This is a genomic window from Parabacteroides sp. APC149_11_2_Y6 (assembly GCF_054506995.1).
Map to the genome: position 1 here is coordinate 1680029 of NZ_CP173709.1, position 17647 is coordinate 1697675.

Below are 17647 nucleotides of genomic sequence, written 5' to 3' on the forward strand. Positions count from 1 at the left end.
TCTAATTTTGTGCATCTCAAAAAAATAAGTAGAAACAGTAACAATAAAAAGAAATAAAAACTATGAGTCAGACAGTAGACATTCGCGAGTTGAACGCGCGAATTGAAAGCAAAAGTTCGTTTGTGAACATGATTACCATGGGAATGGACCAGGTGATTGTAGGACAAAAGCATTTGGTTGAATCATTATTAATCGGTTTGCTTTCGGATGGACATATTTTGCTGGAAGGTGTTCCCGGTTTGGCAAAAACATTGGCAATTAAAACACTGGCATCATTGATTGATGCAAAATATAGCCGTATCCAGTTCACCCCGGACTTGTTGCCTGCCGATGTGATCGGTACAATGATTTACAGTCAGAAAAGCGAAGAGTTTCAGGTAAAACAAGGCCCGGTCTTCGCTAATTTTGTATTAGCGGATGAAATAAACCGTGCTCCTGCTAAAGTACAGAGTGCTTTGCTGGAAGCGATGCAGGAACGCCAGGTTACTATCAGCGAAAACACTTACAAGCTGCCGGAACCATTCCTTGTAATGGCAACCCAGAACCCGATCGAGCAGGAAGGTACGTATCCGCTGCCGGAAGCACAGGTAGACCGTTTCATGCTGAAGGTCATCATTAACTATCCGAAGAAAGAAGAAGAAAAACTGATTATCCGCCAGAATATTTCAGGTATTAAGCCGGATATCAAGCCGATATTGACAAAAGATGAAATTCTGGAAGCCCGCAAGGTAGTCCGTGAAGTGTATCTGGATGAAAAGATTGAACGTTATATCGTCGACATCGTGTTTGCAACCCGTTTCCCGCAGGAACATGGTCTGGCTAACCTGTCAAACATGATTTCGTTCGGTGCTTCTCCCCGTGCATCCATTAACCTGGCATTGGCAGCCCGCGCATATGCATTCATTAAGCGCAGAGGCTATGTGATTCCGGAAGATGTACGTGCTGTTTGCCACGACGTAATGCGTCACCGTATCGGTTTAAGCTATGAAGCAGAGGCAAACAACCTGACTTCGGAAGAAGTAATCAGCGAAATCCTGAATAAGGTTGAAGTTCCCTAATATATCTTCTGAACGGGGATGCAATATACCCTGTATTCAAAACATATATGATTTGATTTCAAAACATGTATGTTTTAAACGCAAAGCATATATGTTTTAAAAACGGAACATATATCTTTTGAAATTGGAGTATTTATATTAGAGAGAAAGCGTATTCTATGGAAACAAGTGAACTATTAAAGAAGGTTCGTCGGATTGAGATAAAAACGCGTGGCTTGTCCCGCAATATCTTCGCCGGTCAGTACCACTCCGCATTCAAAGGACGCGGTATGGCATTCAGCGAAGTGCGCGAGTACCAGTACGGCGATGATATCCGCGACATCGACTGGAATGTTACCGCACGCTATGTACGCCCTTATATAAAGGTGTTTGAAGAAGAGCGTGAGTTGACGGTAATGTTGTTGATTGATGTGTCGGGTAGCCGGGATTTCGGTTCCGTGAATGTAATGAAGAAAGAAGTCATTACGGAGATTGCCGCAACACTTGCTTTCTCGGCGATTCAGAATAATGATAAAATCGGTGTGATATTCTTTTCCGATAAGATAGAGAAGTTTATCCCTCCGCAGAAAGGGAAAAAGCATATCCTTTATATTATCCGCGAGCTGATAGACTTCCAGCCGGATGATAAGAAAACGGATATTACCCAGGTCCTGAAATACCTGACGAATGCAATAAAGAAACGTTGTACGGCATTCCTGATTTCCGACTTTATCGACAAAGACGGTTTTAAGGATGCACTTACAATCGCAAACCGCAAGCATGACGTGGTGGCTATCCAGGTATACGACCGCCGTGAAACGGAACTTCCGTCTGTCGGTCTGATGAAAATCAAGGATGCGGAAACCGGAGCGGAACGTTGGATCGATACCTCTTCGGCAAGCGTACGCGAAACCTATAAAAAATGGTGGGACCGCCGTCAGGCTGCAATGAACGACTCGTTCAAGAAATGCCGCGTAGACTCCGTGTCTATCCGTACGGAAGATGATTATGTGAAGGCATTAATTGCTCTTTTTGATAAACGTAATTAAAGCATACAAATGAAATTGATACATAAAAGCATTCTGTTTCTCGCTCTTATAGGGCTATCCTTTTCCGGGGGAAAGGCATCTGCACAGAATACGCTGTTGGATGTGAAAGTGGATTCGGCAGCGATACTCATCGGAGAGCAGACTGTTTTACATTTAACGGTAACAGCCGATAAAAATAAGGAGGTACAGCTTGTTATCCCCCGCGATACATTGATGGCAGGGGTAGAGGTATTGGATATACCGAAAGCGGATACTACCGAGATAGACAACGACCGCCTGTTAATCAAACAGGATTTGTTGGTTACTTCTTTTGACTCCTCGCTTTACCTGCTTCCTCCGTTCAAGGTGATAGATGGCAAGGATACGGTCTATTCCAATCAGATAGCACTGAAAGTATCTACCATTCCTGTAAATACGGATAAGCCGGAAGAGTTTTTTGATATAAAGAATGTATGGAAGCCGCCTTTCGTGCTGGCAGATTACTATCCGATTATCTTCGGCGTGTTGCTGGCTCTGTTCCTGATTTGTGTAATCGCTTATGTAATCAAGCGTTTGCGCAACCGCCAGTCGCTTATCCCGTTCAAGAAGCCGGAACCGAAGTTGCCGCCTCATGAACAGGCAGTGAAGGAACTGGATGAAATCAAGCAGCAGAAACTTTGGCAGCAGGGACGCAGCAAGGAGTATTTTACAATGATAACGGATACATTGCGCCGTTATATTGTGGAACGTTTCGGCATCAATGCTATGGAAATGACCTCCGGCGAGATATTGGATATTATCCGCAAAACACCGGATGCATCTTCTGTGTATGACAACCTGCAACAGATTCTGTTATTATCGGATTTCGTGAAATTCGCCAAGATGAATCCGTTGCCTGATGAAAACGACTTGAGTATGACGAATGCTTATCTGTTTGTCGACAAGACCAAACAGGAAGTGGTAGAGGTGGCTCCGGAAGAACAAAAAGAAGAGAAACCTGTTGAAACGAATGATACAACTGTAATTAAAGAATAAAATGGTATTTGCAAATCCTACATATCTGTATTTGTTATTACTGCTCATCCCGATGATCGGATGGTATATCTACAAACTCAGCAAAAACCAGGCAAGTTTGCAGGTATCCTCTTCGCAGGCATTCGATGTTCCGGGAGCGGCATCATGGAAGGTGTATCTGCGCCATGTCCCGTTTATATTGCGTATGGCTGCCGTTGCCGTATTGATAGTCATACTTGCGCGCCCGCAGTCTACCAACAGTTGGCAGAACTCGTCGACCGAAGGTATCGATATTGTACTGGCAATGGATATTTCCAGCAGTATGTTGGCGCAGGACTTGAAACCTAACCGTTTGGAAGCGGCCAAGGATGTGGCTGCCTCTTTCATCAACGGACGTCCGAACGATAATATCGGATTGGTCGTTTTTGCAGGAGAGAGCTTTACACAATGTCCGTTGACAACCGACCACTCCGTATTGTTGAACCTGTTCAAGGATATCCAACCGGGTCTTATTGAAGATGGTACTGCGATTGGTTTGGGACTGGCCAATGCCGTGAGCCGTATTAAAGACAGCCAGGCTAAGTCGAAAGTGATTATTCTGCTTACCGATGGTATGAATAATATGGGAGAGATTGCTCCGGTAACCGCTGCCGAGATTGCCCAGACATTCGGTGTACGTGTTTATACGATTGGTGTCGGTACGAAAGGGGAAGCGCCTTATCCGTTCCAGACAGCATTCGGCGTGCAATACCAGAATATCCCGGTAGAGATTGACGAGCCTACTTTGAAGCAAATCTCGGCAACTACAGGCGGACAGTATTTCCGTGCTACGGACAATGCCAGCCTGAAAGAGATTTATTCGGAAATCGATAAGATGGAGAAAACGAAAATCAGCGTACAGGAATACAGTAAGAAACAGGAAGAATATAAGAACTGGGCTTTGCTGTTGTTCGCTCTGTTGCTGGTTGAGATTTTATTGAGAAATACATTGTTAAGAAATATACCGTAAAGAAAGAAGCTTATGTTTCGTTTTGCACATCCGGACTTTTTATACTTGCTGTTCGTTCTTCCCGTATTGATCGCATTCTATGTGTATGCAATCGTGTTGAAGAAGAAAGCAATCAAGAAATATGGTAATCCAGAACTGTTGTCGGAGTTGATGCCTGAGGTATCTCCCAAACGCCAGCACTTGAAATTTTGGCTGTTGTTCGGGGCCATTGCCATGGTTATTATTGTTATTGCAGGACCGCAGTTCGGTTCCAAGCTGGAAACAGTAAAACGCCAGGGCGTGGAAGTGATGGTCTGCCTCGACGTATCCAATTCCATGATGGCGGAGGATGTTTCCCCGAACCGTTTGGAGAAAGCCAAACAAATGTTGTCTAAGTTGACAGACGGTCTGTCGAATGATAAAGTCGGTTTGATTGTATTTGCCGGTGATGCTTTTACACAGCTTCCGATTACTTCCGATTATATTTCGGCAAAGATGTTCCTTTCGTCCATCAACCCGTCGATGGTTTCGGCTCAGGGAACGGCTATCGGCTCGGCTATCAATCTGGCGATGCGCTCATTTACCCCGAGTGAAACTTCCGACAAGGCAATCATCCTGATTACCGATGGTGAGAACCACGAAGGAGATGCAGTGAAAGCGGCGGCAGCGGCGGCTGAAAAAGGTATCCATGTGAATATAGTAGGTATGGGAGACCCGAAAGGTTCGCCTATCCCGGTTGGCGGCAACAATGACTATATGAAAGATAAGGAAGGAAATGTAGTCATTACCAAACTGAACGAAGAGATGTGCCGTGAGATTGCTGCGGCAGGGCATGGTACTTACGTGCGTGCCGACAATACCAACTCTGCATTAAGAGCCTTGCAAAAGGAAATCGATAAAATGAATAAATCGGAACTGGATAGCAAAGTCTATTCAGAATACGACGAACGTTTCCAGACTTTTGCCTGGATAGCTTTGATATTGCTGTTGGCCGACTTTATGACGCTCGACAGGAAGAACCGTATATTCAGAAAAGTGAAACTGTTTTCTTAATGGAATGAATGAGATGAAGCGTATGCAAAAATCAATAATATGGATGACCGCTTTTATGTTCTGCTCAGGTGCCGTGTTTGCACAGAAAGCGGAACGTAAAAATGTGCGTGAAGGGAATAAACTGTACGAACAGGAAAAATATACCGAAGCGGAGATTGCTTACCGGAAGAGCTTGGAAGTAAATCCCCGCTCTGCGGAAGGAACCTACGACTTGGGAAATGCTTTATACAAGCAGAAGAAATTTCCGGAAGCTGCCGAGCAGTATCAGTTGATAGCGGGGCAGGCAGAAAAGATGATGGAGACTCCTGAAGGCAAAGCACGTTTATCCGAGATTTTCCATAACCTCGGAAATATCGGCATGCAGAATAAAGAATATGCCAAAAGTGTTGAAGCTTATAAACAATCCCTGCGTTTTAATCCGAAAGATGACGAAACGCGCTATAATTTAGCTTTGGCACAAAAATTGTTGGAAGACCAGCAGCAACAGCAACAAGATCAGGATAAAAATCAGGATCAGGATAAAAAAGACGATAAGAAAGATGAACAGCAGCAGGATCAGCAACAACAACAGCAGGACCAGCAGCAACAGGATGATAAAAAAGACAATAAGACTCAGGAACAACAGCAGCAAAACGAACAGATGAGCCAGGATAATGCTCAACAGATGCTGGATGCCTTCCTGCAGGACGAAAAAGACACTCAGGAGAAAGTGAAGAAAGCGCAGGCCCAGCAGCAACAGCGCCGTAGAGTTGAAAAAGAGTGGTAATAAAGGGATAAACAAAAATAACGATATATAATGAGGAAATTAGTTTTCTTATTTGTGCTCTTCGCTACATTCGGGTTGGCAGCAAAAGCGGCCGATGTAACGTTTAAAGCATCTGCGCCTCCTGTGGTTGCCATGGGAGAACGGTTTAATCTGACGTATACGGTAAATGCGGATGGGAAGGATTTGCGTGTACCGGAACTTTCTGATTTTGATGTATTGATGGGACCATCCACTTCTACAAGTATGAGTACCCAGCTTATCAATGGCAGTTTAAGTACGGAAACGTCATTGACCTTTACGTATGTTTTAATGCCGAAGAAAGAAGGTACGTTCAATGTCGGTCCGGCTACAATCAAAGTGAAAGGTTCCAATTATTCATCAAATGCATTGGTCATAAAAGTTCTTCCTGCTGAAAAGGCGGACGAGGTTGCCAAGCAAAATAATGATGGAACCCTCCGTGTATCTAATGATGATATATTCCTCCGTATCAATGTTTCAGATAAAAATGTATATGAACAGGAAGGTATATTGGTTACATTCAAACTGTATACCAGAGTTGATATAGCAGGAATCAATCCTCCTAAGTTCCCGGAATTTGACGGCTTTCTGGCTCAGGAAATAGAATTGCCTGAACAAAAACAATGGACACTTGAAGATTATAATGGAAAACGTTATAAAGCGGTTGTTATCCGGCAAACTGTCCTTTATCCGCAACGCTCCGGTAAGATAACGATTCCGTCGGGAAAGATGGATGTTATAGTACGGGTTCCGGCTCCACAGAAAAGGAGAGGTAGTATATTCGATGACTTTTTTGAATCTTCTGTGGATTTGAATAAGATGTTGACGACGCCTGCCGTTGCAATCGATGTGAAGCCTTTGCCTTCCGGTAAGCCTGCTTCATACGGTGGGGCTGTCGGTAATTATACAATGACTTCCAGTATCAGTTCCAACAATGTGAAAACGGATGAAGCGGTTACTGTTAAGGTGAATATATCCGGTAATGGAAATATTAAGCTGGTGAAGAATCCGGAAGTTGTTTTCCCGAATGATTTTGATGTGTATGATCCGAAGGTTACTTCCGATATTAAAGTAACCTCTTCCGGTGCATCCGGCAGCAAGACGATCGAATATATGGCAATTCCCCGTTATGCCGGCGATTTTGAAATACCGGCGATAGCCTTCTCTTATTTTGATCCGAAGTCAGGTACGTATAAAACAATCAAGTCCGAACCTTATAAATTGCATGTAGAGCAAGGTCAGGGGGGAGGAACGGCTGCTCCTGTCGTATCTAATTTCAGCAATAAGGAAAGTGTAAAATATCTGGGAAAAGATATCCGTTACCTGAAAGTGAACGGTATTCATTTTATTACGAATAACGAAATATTCTTCGGCTCCTTCATGTACATTTTATGTTACCTGATTCCGGCTATCCTTTTTATTGTATTCTTTATCATTTATCGTAAACAGGTAAAAGAAAATTCAGACCTTGCTTTGGTTCGTACCAAGAAAGCAAACAAGATGGCTGTACGCCGTTTGAAGAATGCCGGCAAGTTGCTGAAAGAAAACAAGAAGGAAGAATTTTATGATGAAGTACTTCGTGCAGTTTGGGGATATCTGAGTGATAAGTTGAACATTCCACAGTCTAATTTGAGTAAAGATAATGTAGAAGCCGAGTTGACCCAGTACGGTGTGGACGAGGCGTTGATTAATGAATTTATGGAAATCCTGAATACTTGCGAGTTTGCCCGTTATGCACCTACACAAGCATCGGATGCTATGGATAAATTATATGAACAGACTGTAGATGCCATTGGAAAAATGGAGAATACAATTAAAAAGTAATCGCATGAAGATGAATATCAATATGAAAAAAATACTGTTCTTCCTCTTGGTACAGTTCGTAGCTTTGGGCGTATATGCGCAGGAAACTGCTATCAAGGAGGCGGAAACTGCCTATACGCAGGAAGATTATAATAAAGCAATTGAATTATACGAAGGCATTATCAAAAGCCATGGCGAGTCTGCCGCAATCTTCTATAATCTGGGGAATGCCTATTATAAGGCAGGCAAGATTGCTCCGGCTATCCTGAATTACGAACGGGCTTTAGTATTGGATCCGGGAGATAAGGACATCCGTTTCAACCTGCAAATGGCACGTCAGAAAACTGTAGATAAGATTGAACCGGTAGGCGGTTTCTTTTTAAGCCAGTGGTTTGACTCTATCCAGAATATGGCCGGAGCCGATTCCTGGGGAAAGATAGGTATTCTGTGTTTTATCTTGTTTATCGGATGTCTGATTATGTTCTTCTTCTCCAAATGGATTCATTTGAAAAAGATAGGCTTCTATGTCGGTCTTCTATTGTTGGTCTTGGTGATATTCTCCAATATCTTTGGCCAGCACCAGAAAGCGGAAATGCTTAACCGGAATAGTGCCATTATTTTTGCTCCGACTGTTACCATAAAAAGTTCTCCGGATGCAAGCGGAACGGATTTGTTCATCTTGCATGAAGGGACGAAGGTTTCCATAAAGAGCAAATTAGGGGATTGGAGCGAAATAGAAATGGAAGATGGCAGTGTCGGATGGATGCCTACAAAAGATATACAAGTAATTTGACAAACTCTGTAATTTTAAATCTAACCCTATTATGGTAGAAAGAATATTGACTTATGAACGCGATTTGTTCTTAGCGCTTAACGGCAGCGATAGTGCTTTCCTGGACCGCTTTATGTGGTTGTACACGGGAAAATTTATCTGGCTGCCGTTGATTGCTTTTATACTCGTCGTACTTATCTATAAAAAGAATTGGAGAGAATCGGTACTGGTTTTACTGGCTATCGGTTTGGTTGTATTATTGTGCGACCAGTTTACATCCCATTTGTGTAAACCTTATTTTATGCGTTTCCGTCCGACCCATCATCCTGACTTTATGGAACAGGTAAAAGTGGTGTTCGACTATCGAGGCGGGTTATACGGGTTTATATCCGGACATGCAGCCAACTCTTTTGGTGTTGCCCTTCTGCTTTCCTGTATAATGAAGAATAAGTTGTTCACCTGGACTGTCTTTCTTTGGGCGGTTCTGATGTCTTATACGCGTATTTATCTGGGCGTACATTTTATCTCGGATATTGTTCCGGGAGCGATTTCCGGGCTTATTTTCGGATATATTGTTTATCTGGTTTACCGTTACGCCAGAGGAAGGCTGGTTCCCGGTGCGGATTTGAGTAAATCTCCTTATTCGGTACTGCGGGGAAATCTGATTGTCTATGGAATCTGGGTAATGACGCTGATAGTTATTGTATTTAATGTACCATTGGTTTCCTGTTTCCTGAAGTAAACGGAATAAGAAACCTGACAAACAAACCTACACAAATATGAAACTCACATCTCCGTGGACAGGAATCCTGTCTTTTATCATCGTACTTTTTATGATGCCGTTAGGACATGCTGCCATGATTCTGATGGAAAAAATACTGGGACATAACCTGCTTTATCTGGCAGCCCTTTTATTGGGCGTGATAGGGGTGGGTTTGCTTGTTTTGGGCATTTATTCCAAGAAAGAAATAACCGCTACTTTTGCCGGGTTATTCGGCGGAATGCTCGTTTGGACCGGATGGGTTGAATTTGCTTATGTGTATTATGCAAACCGTTACGGGGTTCAGCCTCTCATTGAAAATGGGGAAATCGTTACCAAGCCGGAATATTTAATCATGCCTTCGTCGGTCGGTTTCTGGGCGATTATCATGTTGTTTTATATTTTCAGCATCAAATCGAATTGCGTTTTGTTTACCTGGATACAGGATAAGTTGCATTATGGAACGGCAAAGAAGGCAGTTCTGGATGAACAACAGGTAAGCCGTCTTCAACCGGTTGTGCGCAACCATGCGATGACTACATTTATGGAAATGAATATCATCATGTGGACTTGTTATATCGTACTTCTCTTTGTTTACGATGAACGGTTCTTTGGCGATCATCATCCGGTAACATCCATTATAGCATTCGGTTCGCTCGCCTGGTCTATTTATTTGTTTGTTAAATTATTGAAGATAAAGAAACTGGGATATGCTATCCGTTATGCTATTCCTACTGTGATTATATTCTGGACATTTGTGGAAATCATGGGAAGATGGGATATGCTGAAAGAAATCTGGGTGGAGCCGTCCCATTATTGGATGGAGATGACGGTCATGCTTGTTGCATTTGTCGTTCTGTCGGTTGTTCTGTTCTGGAAGCACAGGAAATAAGGTGTCTATAAGGTAGAAAAGGAACTATATATCAAGAAGTAGCCCAACTCACAGATTTGAGTTGGGCTACTTGGTTTTCTGAGTCGGGCAACTCAAGTTTGCGAGTTGAGCAACTCAGACTTGTGAGTCGGGCAACTCAGGATTTTGAATTGAGCAACCCGGAAATAACACCTGTTGCAACGATATTTCATATTAATCCGAAGTAATGCTGTGTGTGGCTTGTTCCCGGATTTGCGAAGGGGACAAACCGCATTGCTGCTTGGTAAATTTGGTCAGGTGGGCCTGTGAAGAGAAATTCCAGTCAAGTGAAATTGTCAGGAAGGTTTTGTTTGTGTTCTGAATATCGTCCAGGACTCTTTCCGTTTTGCGCCTCAGCATCCATTGGTAAGCCGATTCGTTAAAATGTTTTTTGAATTTACGGTTGAAAGTCGAAAGACTGATATTCGCCATTTTGGCAAACTCCTCTACGTTCATTACCGACCGGTAGTTTGAGAGGATAAAATGGCTGAAGTCTGTATCCTGACTTAAAATAGGATAGAAGAAATTGACCAGTTGCTCTTTTGTGTAATAGGCTCTGAACAAAATAAAGAGTTCCTGAAGTTTGAGCTCTTGCAAATGTTTGCATCCGATGTCGTCTTCCAGGTAATTATTGAGTAAAGAGAGAAATAGATGTATTTCTTTCTGGATTCTTAAAGTGCTATAGTTGTAAACCGATTCTTTTTTATATTCGGATAATGATTCGAGATGAATACGGTTGCATAATTTGATGTCATTGCTGAAACAGCAAGAGGTTATACGGCTGTCTTTTTTCACTTCGATGGAATAGTTACTGCCTGCCGGTATCAACACAATTTCATTTTTGTGCAGGATTCGGTTATAGACTGTATCCGTACTGAGTTCAATTTCTCCTTCAAGGATGAAAAGAAGGATTGATTGGGGAGTATCAATTTCATTATGTTTTAGCCCGGATTGTAGAAGGAAAATCTGAAAAGAGCGTTTTGTGGATTGGCAAAAATTGTTACATGCAAGATGTTCATTTTTATAAAGAATTCCCATAATCGATAGTTACTTTATGCTTTGTTATAGAATAAAACAAAAATATTAGACCTTTGTTAATATTAAAGTGTGTTAACTGATTGCGTGTGTGGCAGATCAGTTCATTGTGAAGGAATGAATAACCTATTCCCCAGGACAATTTCCTCAATCATCCAAGCCCATAGATTTGCCATGATTAAGGAATAATTATTTGTCAGATCTCCGTTAGAGTTGTCAATACGCGAACTTTTTTTCAACTCATTACCGGAACCTATACCGAAAAACTGCGAATCACCGACATAAACGATTCGTTTTTTCTTATCTATCCCCAGTATCATACGTCCATCGCCTTCCGGATTTGGGGTATAAAGAGGGGGACGACCGGAGCCATCGTCTCTTACCACGTCCTTAAATACGATGAGTGGTACAATATCCGGGCTATGCACTTCCATACGTCCCCACCATACATCTTCCAGCCAATATCCGCAACTTGTAATTTCTATATTCTGTAAGGCCGTGAAGGGACCTGTCCGGAAGAAATAACTATTGTCGGCATTGACGGCAAATGAAGCGATCATATCTTCGCGTACCGGACCAGTGTCGCCTATTGACGTGTTTGTCCCTCCGTTATACCAGTAAGGTGTGACATCGTCCCGCAATAGTTTCAAGATCTGATAATTGGTAGTCGTGGCATATTCGGGATGCCGGCTGCTGTAACTGTCGGTAATGCCAGGGTCTTTCCAGTCGAATCCAAGAATAAGGACCCGGTTGTTACGGGCTCCGAGCCAGTCCAATATGCGGCGTGCAGTAATGGAATCCGGACGGGTATTGTTGGCTAAAACAACAATATCCTGTTGCGCCAGCTTATCATAGGTCAGTGCATCTTTGATCGTTATGCCTGGAACTACGGAAGTATATTCGATACCTCCGATCTGGATGGTCTTTCCCGGTCCGAAATGCTTATCGAGTATTGCCCGCATCGCTTTTGCACTGCTGTGATGCAGGCCTCCGATTTCATCGGAACTCAATACACGGATGATTTCGTTCCGGTTGCGATTGGCGGATTGGGTAATCGTAATCATTATTTTCCACCGGTTGACATGTATCATCAGATATTCGGAATAATCGGAATAGCTGTTGTTAGCCTGCCTCGCGCTGAACTTGAGTTGTTTCTGTATTTTATTGTTTGCATCGGGAACTTCAATAAATGAAACATCAAACCGCTCGCTCGATAAAGAAGGGGACGGTTCGTCTGTGTTGATCGGATGCCCTTCCATATCTACCCATTGCAGCCGTTCGCCGGTTAAATCAGTATCGATAAGAATAAGTCCTTGCGAATTTTCCCTGTATTGCAACCTGACATGCCGGCTGGATACTCCATAATGATGTTCCCCGTCGAAATGCATGTCGGTTGTATATTCCTCCCAGGATTCGACAGTGGCTACCATCCCGAAAGATGCATTTTGAGCCGCTTCTAACGGAGTATCCCAGCCGGCAGCCGATACTTTTTGTATGGCGAACAGATAACGGTGGTTCCGTAAGATTTGTCCGAAAGGTTGCCCTGAAGGATTGAAGTCTATCCGGTAGTATACCTTTTTAGAGGGATAAATGCCATCATTGTAAATACCTCCTGCTACAAGACAGGTCGCATCACTGATTTGCCTGTCGGTTGCTGGTGCCGGAGCTTCCGGAAGGTATATCTGTTCGATGGCAGTACTTTCGTTTGCCACATTTTGTTGAGGCATAGGGAAGTCTGCCGGATAGAAACTTGCCTGGTCGGGAAGAGAAGGGATGTCAACTTTGGGACCTCCTGTGTTATTGGAGGTTATTTGATTAGGTATAAGTTGTAACTGGTTATACGGCCGGAATATTTGTATGCTTTGTAGGGTAAACTTTCCGGTTGCATCATAATTATAGACATCGGCTCTGGCAACGGAGCGCAACATCTTTATATAGATGTTATCGTTGACTTTCCCAGCTTCAAGTCCGGGCAATACATATTCGCCATACATAGGCAGGCTGCCTGTGATCTGTTCGGGATTGCCATCTCCCTTGCCTGATTCACGGATAAGCTTTTTTTTTATTTGGGCTTCTGTGTCGCCTGCAGATGGATGCCTTTCTGCTACTGTTTGGTTGGCATTGGCTATCAGTATCAGTTTAATCGGATTATCTGAGGATTTGAGCATAGCTGAGAAGATGGTCGTATAGCTGTCTGGACGGCTTATATGGGTTCCTTCCACACTGTATAGAAACCGGTATTCGGAATCGGCAGACGTCTTCGAAAAGACCAGTATACGTATTTCCTCTATTCGTTCTTCCGTATTCAGACTTTTAGTCTCTTGCTTTCGGGCGGCAGGCATATTGATACTCAGCCGGACAGCGATCCGGTCTTCTACCTGTTTGCTGTTCCCGTCGCTAATAAGTGACGGGTCGGAACAGGACAGGACTGACAGGCTGGATACGAATAAAAAAAGCAACTTGCCTGTGATTCGATTAAAAGCTTGATTTCTTGTGTTCATTTTATTACCATTCAACCCATTGTTCTATTTTATCCCAGGGACTCGTTTTGACATATACACTTACTGCCTGACGTAAGTCGATTAGCAAGTTGGTTGTCTGTCCGGACGGAAGAACAATAGGATTTCCGTTTAAATCAGAATTTACACTAGCTATCAGTATATCAGCTCCGCTTCTGCTGCCTGTCTCTTTTCTGTAAAGATATACCATTACGTAATCTTCCATTTTATCGTTTGTATGAATCAGGTTGAAAACCGGCGGAGACACAAAATCGTTATTTTCGAGCGTAATGCCACTTTGTTTAATTTCTATTACATGCGGGACAGGTGTTCCTCTGAAGTCGTATCCGCTATTATTAAGACGGATCACGAAGTAATAATTTTCAGCGTTGTAAAAGGAGGGGAGTCCGCGGGCGGTAATATATATCCGGGCATTCTTTCTGGAAATGACAATTTCTCTGTTTTCTGTTCCGTTATACGGGTCTTTCATGACCGGCAGAATACCGAAAAAGAGGTCGTCCATTCCTTTGTAGATGTTCTCATTATTTTCGGAAATAATGGAAACTGTCGAATTATCAAGAGTGTTCGAGGAAGTAATCTCGGTAACTTGCTGATTCCCGCCCAGATTCCCCCAAACAGATATCCAATTATGGCTGTTTTTTTCCAATTTGATTGAAACTGGTATCTTTTGCCTGATCTGAAGGGAATCCATGCTGATTGTGTAGAGGAACTGTTCATGTTCATTGAAGATGAACAGTTTGGTATGGCTTACTTCCCCGGACGCTGTGATATCTTTCCCGGTAACTGCATCAACGACTTTGATTGTAATAGAATATTCATCTTCACATTCCTGCAGTCCTTCGCGAATACAACTTATCTGCAATAGGATTATCAATAGTGGAATAAAGCTTCCGACTGTTGATTTTACCATTCCACATCCTGTACCAACGGACCTTCCCAACCTTCTGTAGTAACCGTAACATCGATAGCTGCCGGATCGCCCGGACCATCCGGGTCGGTTGTTCCACTACCTAGTTTTTTCAAGGTGACATTCAGGATATAGCGGGTGTTGCGTTTGATAAGTGTCCCGTCTGCACTGCCGGTAATCGCATTATTAATACGGAACGGGAAGTGGGTGACATTTCCTTTGTAGGTTCCGGTTATTGTCAATAATGTTTCGGAGCCTGTTTCCTGATTGGGAAATACATAGAAGAAATTGTCAAATACTTTGGGACTGCCATTCGGTTGGTCGGTAGATATCTCATCCTGCAAATAATTGGGGGTGGGTACTATGCTTTCAGTCCCATTGGAACCTCCGTAGAATGGTCCTTCGGAAATAATGGTTACAGGGCCTATATTTGCTTTTGACTTTGCTTTTTGAATGCTTACATGCATCAGGATAAACGGGTCGGTGTGTCCGCTTTCAGGAGCGATTGTGACCGAGCCGAGTTCGATTTTTGCCACTATACGTCTGATGCCGACTGTTATCGGAACAGGAGCTCCGCTTGTCAGCGTCAGTTCCGTAGACTCGCCGCTCATGACTAATCCGGTTGTTGCCCGGTTATCCGGGTTTTGCAGACTAAGATCGAAGGTGGCAGTTTGGAAATCGGAGTAGTTACTGATTGTAGGGAATCCGACTGGAAGATTGGCTACGATAACGATCCGTTTTGTTCCGGCTGTATTCAGCCCGTCTACCAATGTCGATCCTGCTGCACCATTGCTGACAATACCGTCTGCCTCTTTTTCCAGTACGCCACTGTTATAATTGAACACGTATACTTTATAGTTGACAATCTTGCGTTCGTCTGTTTCTGTATCGGAAGTACTTCCGGTTGCTTTTGAAGATAGGCTTTCGCCTCTTAGGGTAATGGAGACAGAGGCTTTTTCGCCATTACTTTTTTCATTCATTTCATCATTATTACAGGCTACAAACAGAGCCAATGTAAATAGTCCGGTGATTAAATTACTTTTTGTTCTCATTTTTAATTTGGTTGAAATGTAACAATTCGTTATTATGATTTTATGTGTACAAATTTACAGTGCCGGAAGTGCTTGTTTCTTATATAAAAATGGCGTTATATTATATATTTCAATCAAATAGTAAAAGTGATTTATTCTCAGTTGATTAGGTTTTGTTAAAGGCAAAAAACGTAACGAATGGGGAAAATATGCAGATATATTCTTTAAGGTATTTTATTAAATAACAAAAAGAGGCTATCTAATAAATATGAAGTGAATCAATCCTCCAATTTAGATAGTCTCTTTTAATATTTATAAGCCGGGTCGCTTCGGATTATTCCGGAACATAGATGATTTCCCCGTTTTCCAATTCATAGGCGATACCCACCTTTTTCCCTTTCTTTCCGGACTTTTCCTGGTTTTCGGACGGTTTGTATTTCGTGATGTTTTGTCCTTCTTTCGTAATGATTTCCATATTTTCTTTGCCCGGGTTCTTTACCATGGTGTAATCTTCCTGTGAGAAGATTTCCGTCATGTTGAATTTGGATACGAGGGCGACCATTAAAGCGACGGCGAAAACCATGGCTACGTCGAACAGATTCGATAACATAGCTACCGGGTCATGGTCTTCAGGGGTATTTAATATTCTTCGACGGCTCATTCGTTTACGGCTTTAGTAGTTGTTAATTTTGTCTGGACAGTAAATGCTCTCTCTTTCTGCAGTTCCGACAGGAAATCCAGATAAACGAGGTCGGATGTGAACCAGCGTTGCTTTACTTGCAGTAGGATGAAACCCACAGCACCGGAAAATAGGCCGAGCACTGTTGTGGCAAATGCCACCTGCATGTTGTACGCCATGGAAGAAATGTCACCGGTAGACAATCCGGCCAAAGCCGGGCCCATCGGAATCAGCGTCCCCATCAATCCTAAAATCGGTCCGAACTTAACCAACACTTTGTATTTACCCAATTCGGCATCGGCTATTATTTCATATTCGGAAAGGATGCGGTTGGCAGTAGCTGTACTCGATACGGAAAGGATTGAACGTGCCGTATTGTTAAACAGGTTGTCCGGTTCGTCATTCAATTCTTCCGAGAAATTACGAATGGAAGATGCATCCAGCCCTGCCATACGCAGGCGTAGTTGTTTGTCTTGTTTGGCCCGTTGGATATATTGGTTTACGAAGCTGCCCAGCATAATAATGCTTTTAGCAAAAAAGAAAAGCAGTCCTACAATAACAGGTACGAGCAACCCGCTTGAAATCCAAAATAAAAGATTAGATACTTGTTCCATGATGATATGAATGTTTTGAATTTTTAATACGTTTATAATGACGGACAACCAGTGTCCATATATATCCTGCAATAAAGATGGCAAACAGGACAGCCAGTGTCCCGGCACACCCTATCCAGTCGACCGGTGTTGCATGGTTGTAGACAGTTGCAGACGGATGAAAGATCGTACAGCAGATAACCAGCATACAGACAAAAAATGTCAGCAGCACAATCAGTTCGATTAATAAATCCTTTTCTGCAATCAGTTTGCGCATAAAGAAAGAAGCGCCTCCGAAAAGTAAGACCACCCCGATTGCCAGTCCGGCACTTGTCCGGAAGAAATCGACCCCCGTCAGATTGAAGAACAAGCTGATATGAATGTAGTACAGAGCAGGGAAGACCAGCAATGACGGCATATACCTGAAAAAAACCGTATACCAGGCAAATGCTTTATTTTCGTCCCTGTCTTTGAACCGGGCAATACAAAAGTAGCAGGAGAGGAGCATGTCGACCATTACAAACAGTGAGATGTTCATCATAGCCGATTGCGTGGACAATATACGTTGCAGTTCCAGTTTATTGACTTCCATCGCGTAGGGATGGCAAAGCAGTACGAATACGCCAAGCAGGAGACTGAAGGCAAGCCTGTACCAACGGTTGGGTAGCAGGCTTGTCATAAACAGGCTTTTCAGAACTGCGAAAAGTGAAAGTAGAAGCAGAATATATTCCATC

At 43.0% G+C, this 17647-nt stretch carries 17 protein-coding genes; 10 read left to right on the forward strand and 7 right to left on the reverse strand.

The genetic code is table 11. The features are described 5' to 3' along the window. Window positions 1–62: 62 nt before the first annotated feature. The 10 genes from ACGE0T_RS06690 (at window position 63) to ACGE0T_RS06735 (ending at window position 10131) form a co-directional block, all read left to right on the forward strand. The gene (locus ACGE0T_RS06690; protein ID WP_459189755.1) at window positions 63–1058 is read left to right on the forward strand and encodes an AAA family ATPase; all 996 of its coding nucleotides are present in this window, start codon (window positions 63–65) and stop codon (window positions 1056–1058) included. 158 nt (window positions 1059–1216) lie between these two features. Next, window positions 1217–2086, forward strand: a complete 870-nt coding sequence (locus tag ACGE0T_RS06695) for a DUF58 domain-containing protein (RefSeq protein WP_459189756.1) — start codon at window positions 1217–1219, stop codon at window positions 2084–2086. Window positions 2087–2095: 9 nt separating this feature from the next. After that, window positions 2096–3100 carry a hypothetical protein gene (locus ACGE0T_RS06700; protein ID WP_459189757.1) on the forward strand — a complete coding sequence of 335 codons (1005 nt, stop codon included), beginning with the start codon at window positions 2096–2098 and terminating at the stop codon, window positions 3098–3100. A 1-nt stretch (window position 3101) separates the two neighbouring features. Next, a complete protein-coding gene (locus ACGE0T_RS06705; protein WP_459189758.1) occupies window positions 3102–4088 on the forward strand; it encodes a vWA domain-containing protein in 987 nt (328 codons plus the stop codon). Window positions 4089–4100: 12 nt separating this feature from the next. Continuing rightward, complete coding sequence (locus ACGE0T_RS06710) at window positions 4101–5120, forward strand: vWA domain-containing protein (protein ID WP_459189759.1); 1020 nt, start codon at window positions 4101–4103, stop codon at window positions 5118–5120. Window positions 5121–5133: 13 nt separating this feature from the next. After that, complete coding sequence (locus ACGE0T_RS06715) at window positions 5134–5886, forward strand: tetratricopeptide repeat protein (protein ID WP_459190431.1); 753 nt, start codon at window positions 5134–5136, stop codon at window positions 5884–5886. Window positions 5887–5916: 30 nt separating this feature from the next. Continuing rightward, window positions 5917–7728: a BatD family protein gene (locus ACGE0T_RS06720; protein WP_459189760.1), complete on the forward strand. Its 1812-nt coding sequence runs from the start codon at window positions 5917–5919 to the stop codon at window positions 7726–7728. 4 nt (window positions 7729–7732) lie between these two features. Then, window positions 7733–8500 carry a tetratricopeptide repeat protein gene (locus ACGE0T_RS06725; protein WP_459189761.1) on the forward strand — a complete coding sequence of 256 codons (768 nt, stop codon included), beginning with the start codon at window positions 7733–7735 and terminating at the stop codon, window positions 8498–8500. 31 nt (window positions 8501–8531) lie between these two features. Next, entirely contained in the window at window positions 8532–9221 is a 690-nt protein-coding gene (locus tag ACGE0T_RS06730; protein ID WP_459189762.1) for a phosphatase PAP2 family protein, read from the forward strand. 37 nt (window positions 9222–9258) lie between these two features. Then, window positions 9259–10131, forward strand: a complete 873-nt coding sequence (locus tag ACGE0T_RS06735; RefSeq protein WP_459189763.1) for a hypothetical protein — start codon at window positions 9259–9261, stop codon at window positions 10129–10131. A 192-nt stretch (window positions 10132–10323) separates the two neighbouring features. On the opposite strand, the gene ACGE0T_RS06740 is transcribed toward ACGE0T_RS06735, so the two are convergent. The 7 genes from ACGE0T_RS06740 to ACGE0T_RS06770 all read right to left on the reverse strand — a co-directional run bounded on the left by ACGE0T_RS06740 (window position 10324) and on the right by ACGE0T_RS06770 (window position 17646). Beyond that, on the reverse strand, window positions 10324–11187 hold the full coding sequence (locus ACGE0T_RS06740) for an AraC family transcriptional regulator (protein WP_459189764.1): 864 nt from the start codon (window positions 11185–11187) through the stop codon (window positions 10324–10326). 101 nt (window positions 11188–11288) lie between these two features. Then, the gene (locus ACGE0T_RS06745; protein WP_459189765.1) at window positions 11289–13685 is read right to left on the reverse strand and encodes a hypothetical protein; all 2397 of its coding nucleotides are present in this window, start codon (window positions 13683–13685) and stop codon (window positions 11289–11291) included. A gap of 4 nt (window positions 13686–13689) precedes the next feature. Next, entirely contained in the window at window positions 13690–14613 is a 924-nt protein-coding gene (locus tag ACGE0T_RS06750) for a FimB/Mfa2 family fimbrial subunit (RefSeq protein ID WP_459189766.1), read from the reverse strand. Beyond that, window positions 14607–15662, reverse strand: coding sequence for a fimbrial protein (locus ACGE0T_RS06755; RefSeq protein WP_459189767.1), 1056 nt, complete (start codon window positions 15660–15662; stop codon window positions 14607–14609). The genes ACGE0T_RS06750 and ACGE0T_RS06755 overlap by 7 nt, the downstream gene beginning before the upstream one ends. 313 nt (window positions 15663–15975) lie before the next feature. Beyond that, window positions 15976–16302, reverse strand: a complete 327-nt coding sequence (locus tag ACGE0T_RS06760) for a DUF2149 domain-containing protein (RefSeq protein ID WP_459189768.1) — start codon at window positions 16300–16302, stop codon at window positions 15976–15978. Further along, the gene (locus tag ACGE0T_RS06765; RefSeq protein WP_459189769.1) at window positions 16299–16934 is read right to left on the reverse strand and encodes a MotA/TolQ/ExbB proton channel family protein; all 636 of its coding nucleotides are present in this window, start codon (window positions 16932–16934) and stop codon (window positions 16299–16301) included. Before ACGE0T_RS06765 ends, ACGE0T_RS06760 begins: the two co-directional genes overlap by 4 nt. Further along, window positions 16918–17646 carry a hypothetical protein gene (locus ACGE0T_RS06770; RefSeq protein WP_459189770.1) on the reverse strand — a complete coding sequence of 243 codons (729 nt, stop codon included), beginning with the start codon at window positions 17644–17646 and terminating at the stop codon, window positions 16918–16920. Before ACGE0T_RS06770 ends, ACGE0T_RS06765 begins: the two co-directional genes overlap by 17 nt. Between the last annotated feature and the right edge of the window lies 1 nt (window position 17647).

Excerpts from the sequence above, each read along its gene's own strand:
- ACGE0T_RS06705 (WP_459189758.1), top strand. The coding sequence starts at position 3,102 with ATGGTATTTGCAAATCCTACATATCTGTATTTGTTATTACTGCTCATC.
- ACGE0T_RS06755 (WP_459189767.1), bottom strand. The coding sequence starts at position 15,662 with ATGAGAACAAAAAGTAATTTAATCACCGGACTATTTACATTGGCTCTG.
- ACGE0T_RS06735 (WP_459189763.1), top strand. The coding sequence starts at position 9,259 with ATGAAACTCACATCTCCGTGGACAGGAATCCTGTCTTTTATCATCGTA.
- ACGE0T_RS06760 (WP_459189768.1), bottom strand. The coding sequence starts at position 16,302 with ATGAGCCGTCGAAGAATATTAAATACCCCTGAAGACCATGACCCGGTA.
- ACGE0T_RS06765 (WP_459189769.1), bottom strand. The coding sequence starts at position 16,934 with ATGGAACAAGTATCTAATCTTTTATTTTGGATTTCAAGCGGGTTGCTC.
- ACGE0T_RS06710 (WP_459189759.1), top strand. The coding sequence starts at position 4,101 with ATGTTTCGTTTTGCACATCCGGACTTTTTATACTTGCTGTTCGTTCTT.
- ACGE0T_RS06740 (WP_459189764.1), bottom strand. The coding sequence starts at position 11,187 with ATGGGAATTCTTTATAAAAATGAACATCTTGCATGTAACAATTTTTGC.
- ACGE0T_RS06720 (WP_459189760.1), top strand. The coding sequence starts at position 5,917 with ATGAGGAAATTAGTTTTCTTATTTGTGCTCTTCGCTACATTCGGGTTG.
- ACGE0T_RS06690 (WP_459189755.1), top strand. The coding sequence starts at position 63 with ATGAGTCAGACAGTAGACATTCGCGAGTTGAACGCGCGAATTGAAAGC.
- ACGE0T_RS06750 (WP_459189766.1), bottom strand. The coding sequence starts at position 14,613 with ATGGTAAAATCAACAGTCGGAAGCTTTATTCCACTATTGATAATCCTA.
- ACGE0T_RS06730 (WP_459189762.1), top strand. The coding sequence starts at position 8,532 with ATGGTAGAAAGAATATTGACTTATGAACGCGATTTGTTCTTAGCGCTT.
- ACGE0T_RS06725 (WP_459189761.1), top strand. The coding sequence starts at position 7,733 with ATGAAGATGAATATCAATATGAAAAAAATACTGTTCTTCCTCTTGGTA.
- ACGE0T_RS06715 (WP_459190431.1), top strand. The coding sequence starts at position 5,134 with ATGAAGCGTATGCAAAAATCAATAATATGGATGACCGCTTTTATGTTC.
- ACGE0T_RS06745 (WP_459189765.1), bottom strand. The coding sequence starts at position 13,685 with ATGAACACAAGAAATCAAGCTTTTAATCGAATCACAGGCAAGTTGCTT.
- ACGE0T_RS06700 (WP_459189757.1), top strand. The coding sequence starts at position 2,096 with ATGAAATTGATACATAAAAGCATTCTGTTTCTCGCTCTTATAGGGCTA.
- ACGE0T_RS06770 (WP_459189770.1), bottom strand. The coding sequence starts at position 17,646 with ATGGAATATATTCTGCTTCTACTTTCACTTTTCGCAGTTCTGAAAAGC.
- ACGE0T_RS06695 (WP_459189756.1), top strand. The coding sequence starts at position 1,217 with ATGGAAACAAGTGAACTATTAAAGAAGGTTCGTCGGATTGAGATAAAA.